This is a genomic window from Pantoea sp. CTOTU46764 (assembly GCF_031974595.1).
Lineage (GTDB): Bacteria > Pseudomonadota > Gammaproteobacteria > Enterobacterales > Enterobacteriaceae > Pantoea > Pantoea trifolii.
Map to the genome: position 1 here is coordinate 23220 of NZ_DALYOQ010000060.1, position 6683 is coordinate 29902.

The 6683-nt window shown below is 52.9% G+C and carries 5 protein-coding genes; all 5 read right to left on the minus strand.

Annotation, left to right across the window (positions count from 1 at the left end; translation table 11 throughout):
- Positions 1-54: 54 nt before the first annotated feature.
- The gene (gene cbl / locus RTM06_RS17330; RefSeq protein WP_312183834.1) at positions 55-1014 is read right to left on the minus strand and encodes an HTH-type transcriptional regulator Cbl; all 960 of its coding nucleotides are present in this window, start codon (positions 1012-1014) and stop codon (positions 55-57) included.
- A 268-nt stretch (positions 1015-1282) separates the two neighbouring features.
- The gene (gene nac / locus RTM06_RS17335; protein WP_312183836.1) at positions 1283-2200 is read right to left on the minus strand and encodes a nitrogen assimilation transcriptional regulator NAC; all 918 of its coding nucleotides are present in this window, start codon (positions 2198-2200) and stop codon (positions 1283-1285) included.
- Positions 2201-2650: 450 nt separating this feature from the next.
- The gene (locus tag RTM06_RS17340; protein ID WP_091003268.1) at positions 2651-3682 is read right to left on the minus strand and encodes an ABC transporter permease; all 1032 of its coding nucleotides are present in this window, start codon (positions 3680-3682) and stop codon (positions 2651-2653) included.
- 14 nt (positions 3683-3696) lie between these two features.
- On the minus strand, positions 3697-5181 hold the full coding sequence (locus RTM06_RS17345) for a sugar ABC transporter ATP-binding protein (RefSeq protein WP_256696805.1): 1485 nt from the start codon (positions 5179-5181) through the stop codon (positions 3697-3699).
- A 33-nt stretch (positions 5182-5214) separates the two neighbouring features.
- Positions 5215-6138, minus strand: coding sequence for a sugar ABC transporter substrate-binding protein (locus RTM06_RS17350; RefSeq protein WP_110866691.1), 924 nt, complete (start codon positions 6136-6138; stop codon positions 5215-5217).
- Between the last annotated feature and the right edge of the window lie 545 nt (positions 6139-6683).

A 6683-nucleotide genomic window follows, 5' to 3' on the forward strand; every position in this document is an offset into this window, starting at 1 on the left:
AAAGAAATTTTATGCTGTGTGGAGGAAGGTCGCCATAAATGGCGACCGATAACATTAAATCTGGAAATCGATGGCCGGTTCGTTTTCGGTCTCGTAGGAGAGCGCCTGACGCTTAATCTCTTCCAGCGACAGGTTGGCATTACACAACTCCAGGAACTGCCAAACGTAATTGCGCTGCAACTGACCGCGTTTCAGGCCGAGCCACACGGTATTGGCATCGAACAGATGGTGGGTGTCGATTTTGACCAGATCTTCGCCTTCATAAATATCACACGCCTGATCGGCCAGAATCCCCACGCCCAAACCAAGCTCGACATAGGTTTTTACCACATCCGAATCCTGCGCGCTGAGCACGATATCCGGTCTCAGTCCTGCCGCCTGGAACGCACGATCGACCCGCGAACGGCCGGTAATGCCGTGACGATAGGTGATCAGCGGATAGCGGCTGAGGCTGGCGAGCGTCACCGGCTGATGCTGCAACAGCTCATGATCGTGCGGCACTAAAAGTGAGTGATGCCAGCTGAACCACGGGAATGCCGCGAGGCTGCTGTTATTCACTAACTGTTCGGAGGCGATGCCGATATCGGCTTCACCGGCCAGCAGCATGGCGACAATCTCCTGCGGCGATCCCTGATTCAGCTCGAGACGCACATTGGGATAGAGCTGACGAAACGCTTTGATCACGCGCGGCAGGCTGTAACGCGCCTGCGTGTGCGTGGTGGCGATAGTCAGCACGCCGCTGGTTTCATTGGTAAACACATCCGCTAAGCGGCGAACTTTGCCCGCTTCATCAAGGATGCGCTCAGCAATGGTCAACAGCGCCTTGCCTGGTTCGGTCATGCCTAAGAGTCGCTTGCCACGACGAATAAAAATTTCCACGCCCAGTTCATCTTCCAGATCGCGAATATGGCGGCTCACTCCTGATTGGGAGGTAAACAATGTATTCGCCACTTCGGTCAGGTTGAACTCGCAACGGGCTGCTTCACGTATAATTTTAAGTTGCTGGAAATTCACGCCCTTTTCTCCTGATTCCTGCCCCTGTTTCGTCCATGTTATGAAGTTGGCGTCATCGCAACAAATAATAAAAAATGGTGTGTTATGCGGAATAGTAATAAGGGAGGGGTTTGAAGGATGCCCTCACCCCAGCCCTCTCCCGCAAGCGGGCGAGGGAGTTGATCGAGCGGCTGAATGGTGAGGTGATAATAGTGCTACGTGAGGGCTGGATCGATCCCCTCTCCCGCGCGCGGGAGAGGGTTAGGGTGAGGGAAAAAGCACGTTTAACTCATCCCACCAACATCAATTCACGATCCTCTACCGCTGGCTTATTCAGCAGCGACAGCAGAATATTCTTCACCGCCTGCGCCGATGGCGACAGCGGCAGACGCGCCGAGATGTTCAGCGACAGCGGCAGATTCAGCGATGGACTGTTAATCCGCGCCATCCACGCATGGGTGGAACTCACCAGCGCACGCGCCGCAGATTCTGGCAGCACCGTGACGCCCATGCCGCTGGACACCGCCGCCGTCAGCGTGGAGATCGATTCGATTTCACCGATGATGCGCGCGCTCAGACGACGCAGCGAGAACGCTTCATCGACACGTTTACGCACCGCGCTGTAGTCGCGTGGCAGGAACAGGCTCATCTGCGCCACGTCCGCCAGATCGACAGTCGACCCCGGACATGCCGTAGCGCCCACCAGATAGAGCTCTTCTTTCATGAGGGGAATGCTGTTGATGCCCGCTGTTGGCGCACGATCGTACAGCACCGCCATATCTAACTGGCCGTTCATCACTTTTTCATTCAGCGAGGTGCCGCTGTTTTCATGCAGATACACCAGCACATCCGGGAACTGCTCACGCACCGTCTGCAACAGCGGCATGGTAAGCGAGGATGCGGCAGTGCCCGGCGCTAGACCAATGGAAACCTGGCCGTTCAGTGCCTGACCGGCGTTGATCACTGCCGTTTGCGCCTGTTCACACTGACGCAGAATGGTGCGAGCGTGGGCATACAGAATTTTACCGGCTTCAGTCGGCGTCACGCCGCGCTTGGTGCGGATCAGCAATTGCTGATCGAGTTCATTTTCCAGCGTAGCGACCTGCTGGCTAAGCGCAGGCTGCGCGATGTGCAGCACTTCTGCTGCCTGAGTCAGGCTGCCGATATCGACGATTTTTACAAAATACTTAAGTCGTCTTAAATTCATGTTGCCTCCGTCAATCCTCGAATACCCAGTTTGGGCGTCTCAGCCTGCTGGCTTGTGGAAATGAAGTTGCAATATGCAGGCCAGGTTTGTTCGCGATGCAAAATTGCCTTGCCAGATTTATCCTAATGGCACGGAAAATAAGCGTTTGTGATTACCTCGAAGGAGTTAATAAGCGCGAGCGATGACGCAAAAAGAGTAAGAATCAAACGAATTGCACTGCAATGGGGCAGGAAATGCGAGTCAGGCGTGCAAAAAAGTGATGACCGGATGAGCTGGTTTGGTGCAGATAACGCAGAAAATGAGCAGAAACAGCGGGAATGAAACAAATGCGCGGAAAAGAACGGGTTTAACCAGTTGGAAAACTTATGTGGGTTAAGGTGCGCGTTGTCCCTCACCCTGGCCCTCTCCCGCGCGCGGGAGAGGGAACCGACCGTGCAAACAATTACATGATTATCTTTTTTTACGGTTGCGATGCATATCGATTGAAACCGCTGCCACAATGATGATGCCTTTAATGATGTCCTGCACGTAAGCATCCACACCGACAAAGGTGAAGCCGCTCTTGATCAGGCCAAGAATCACCGCACCAATCAGCGTACCGGTAATGCGTCCTACGCCGCCCATCAGGCTGCTGCCGCCGATAACGGCTGCGGCGATGGCATCCAGTTCGTACGCCATCCCCATGCTTGACTGACCGCTACTGACACGCGCCGCCAGCACCACGCCCGCCAGGCCTGAGAGCGCACCGGCGATGGTGTAAACGATGATCAGATACTTATTAACGTTGATACCGGACACCTTGGCGGAGGTCATGTTACCGCCAATCGCGTAGACATATTTACCGTAACGGGTATGTTTCAGCGCGATGTGGAACAGGAACGCCACCACGAGGAAGATAATCACCGGCATTGCGCCCTGGCCGATGGAGGTGAAGCCATCTGACAGGAAGCTGATTGGGTTACCCTGCGTGTAGTACTGCGCCAGACCGCGTGCCGACACCATCATGCCGAGCGTGGCGATGAACGGAGGAATACCGGTTTTGGTGATTAACACGCCGTTCATCACGCCGCACAGCAGCCCGACGCCGATCCCGGCGACGATGGGTATCACCGCCGGCAGGTTGACCAGCGACGGATACATCGGCGACAGGCTGTCTGAGGTTTGCGCCAGACTGGCCGCCACAACTGCGGTTAAGGCGATAACCGAACCGGATGACAGGTCGATACCGGTGGTGATAATGACCTGGGTCACGCCGACCGCGATGATACCGATGATCGCGACCTGCAGAATAATCAGCACTAAACGGTTGGTGTTCATCAGGAAAGATTGGTCACGTACGTACCAACCGGCAATTTCGAAAATCAGGGCAATGCCCACCATCACGACAAAAATCCCGGTGTCTTTTGGCAGCTTATGACGTAAGTTGCTAAAGAAGGAACTCTGATCTGCGGCCTGCGGGGCCGTAATTTTTACGTTACTCATAGATGTCTCACGCCTCACTCGGATGCCAACGACAAAATGGATTCCTGATTGGCCTCTTCTTTATCGAGGATGCCGGTTATACGTCCGCCGTGCATAACCATCACGCGGTCGCTCATGCCGAGAATTTCTGGCAGCTCGGACGACACCATGATGATGGCCACGCCGCGATTCGCCAGTTCACTGATTAAGCGATAAATCTCTGCTTTTGCACCAACGTCGATACCACGCGTTGGTTCGTCGAGAATCAGGATCTTCGGTTGCGCCAGCAGCCAGCGGGCAATCAGCACCTTCTGCTGGTTACCGCCGCTGAGGTTATTGATGATCTGATCCATGGTTGGGGTTTTGATGTTCAGCTTGCGAATCTGATCCATGCAATCCTGCGCCATTTTGATGTGGCTGACAAAACCGCTTTTATGGGTGTAATCGGGCATGTTGACGATGCTCATGTTCTCCATCACCGACAACACCAGGAACAGCCCCGACTTTTTACGGTCTTCGGTCAGGAACGCCATGCCCTTCTCAATCGCCGTTGAAGGCGAATCGATCTTGACCGGCACGCCATCAATCAGGATTTCACCGCTGTCGAAACTCTCCATGCCGAACAGGCTTTCCATCACTTCGCTGCGTCCGGCACCCACCAATCCCGCCACGCCGAGGATTTCGCCTTTGCGCACCGTGAAGTTGATGTCAGTGAAACGATCTTTGCAGGTGAGATTGCGTACCGTCAGCACATCCCCACCGATTTCCCCGTTGAATTTCGGGAACAGTTGGGTCAATTCACGACCTACCATCTGCGTAATCAGTGACTGGCGGGTGTATTCGCTGGTGTTATTGCTGCCTACCCACGCACCGTCACGGAAAATGCTGATCTCATCGGTAATGGTGAAAATTTCATCCATCTTGTGGCTGATATAGATGATGGCTTTGCCCTGCTCGCGCAAGTCGCGGATGATGGTGAACAGATGCGCCACTTCGGTTTCCGTCAGTGCCGAGGTCGGTTCATCCATAATCACGATGTCCGAATTCCAGGAGACCGCTTTGGCGATTTCCACCATCTGCTGCGATGCGATACTCAGCTCGCCCACCATACGATCGGCTTTCAGACGGATGTTCAGTCTGTTTAGCAGTTCCTGTGTCTGTTTGTTCAGCTTGCCGTGGTCAACAAAGCCGTACTTCATCGGTTCGCGACCGAGCCAGATGTTCTCGGCCACGGTCATGTAAGGCACCAGATTGAGTTCCTGGTGAATCATGGAGATGCCGGAACGCAGCGCATCCATGGTGTCCTGAAACTGCACTGGCTCCCCTTTAATGCGAATGGTGCCCTTATCGGGACGATACATCCCGATAAGGCATTTCATTAAAGTGGATTTGCCCGCGCCATTTTCGCCCATCAGGGCATGTACCGACCCCGGTTTAATACGCAGTGAGACATTGTCGAGTGCCTTCACTCCGGGGAAGAACTTGCTGATGCCTTCGGCTTCAAGCGCAAAAGCGGTCATACATCACCTCCGTACGGCTGAGTCGTTTACGGTTTATTTCTGGTTCTGACTGGCGAATTTTTCGTAGTTATCTTTGGTGATCAGCTGGAACGGGATATCGACCACTTTCTGCACTTTCTCGCCGTTAATCAGTTTGACCGCCGTTTGCACAGCGCCTTCACCCTGACCTTTCGCATCCTGGAACACGGTAGCGACCATTTTGTCGTTCTTGATCATCTGCAGTGCATCCGGTGTACCATCCACACCTGCGACCAGGATGTGATTCGGGTTTTTGCCCAGCGCCTGCAGCGCACCAATCGCCATTTCATCGTTGTTGGAGGCGATTGCCTGAATGTCATCGCCCGCCGTCAGCCAGTTACTCACCACATCGACCGCATCATTACGGGTGAATTTTGCCGTCTGTTTCTGTACCACTTTAATACCCGGATATTTCGCTACCACCGCTTCAACACCTTTGGTGCGCTCACGCGTCGATTCGTTAGCCAGATCGCCCAGCAGAATCGCCACGTTGCCTTTGCCGTTCATCTTTTTAGCCAGCGCTTCCATCTGCAGACGGCCCGCCAGTTCAGAATCCGAACCCACAAACGCCATTTTGTCTTTCAACTCGCCAGCCGGTTTACGGTTGACGAACACCAGCGGCACGCCGGCTTTCGCGGCGGCATCCACCAGCGGTTTCACGGCGTTCGTGTCCACCGGGTTAACGATGATGGCGTCAACGCCCTGACCAATGAAGTTCTGCACCTGTTGCAGTTGCTGAGCCACGTCGCCTTTGGCGTCTTCAACCTGGCCCTTAATATTGTCTTTTTGCATCTCTTTCTGCATCGCGTTGCGCAGAATGGTGAGGAAGTTGTCATCAAACAGCGCCATCGAAACGCCTACCTGAAGGTCTTTTGCCATCACTGCGGCAGGTAACATGCAAACTAACAGGGAAGTTAATAACGCTTTTTTGAATTTCATAGGGAACCCTTCTATATCGTTAACATGCTCAGGTTGGCTGATACCGCGAATGAAAAATATCTTTTACATTCACTCAACGTCACTGGCGCTTTTTATGTGGTTGTAGAGGTCAGGCTTCTGGTCTAACGCTATTGATTTACTGCATCATTTCAATGTAACTCACTACTTATCAGCCAGTTATTTTCGAAATGCCGTTTTAGATGAAGGAACTCGTTTCGTCGGTGATGATTAACAGTTCATTTATTTCATCTAACTTGCATTTGAAACTTTCATCATAAAAGCACTGAAATGATTGTTTTAAAATCGGCAAATAACAAAACTTTGACATGCCTCTAACATCTCAAAGGAATTGGTTTTAAAGTGAGATCTTGCTGGCAGTTTAGAATCTGATCATTCAAGGCAGAAAAGCAGCATTCCGCTGCTTTTACGCGCACTTAAACCAAAAGTGTGCAGTCGGGCTTTGACAACGGGGATCGGCATCGCTAATATGCGCCTCGTTCACACGATTCCTCTGTAGTTCAGTCGGTAGAACGGCGGACTGTTAA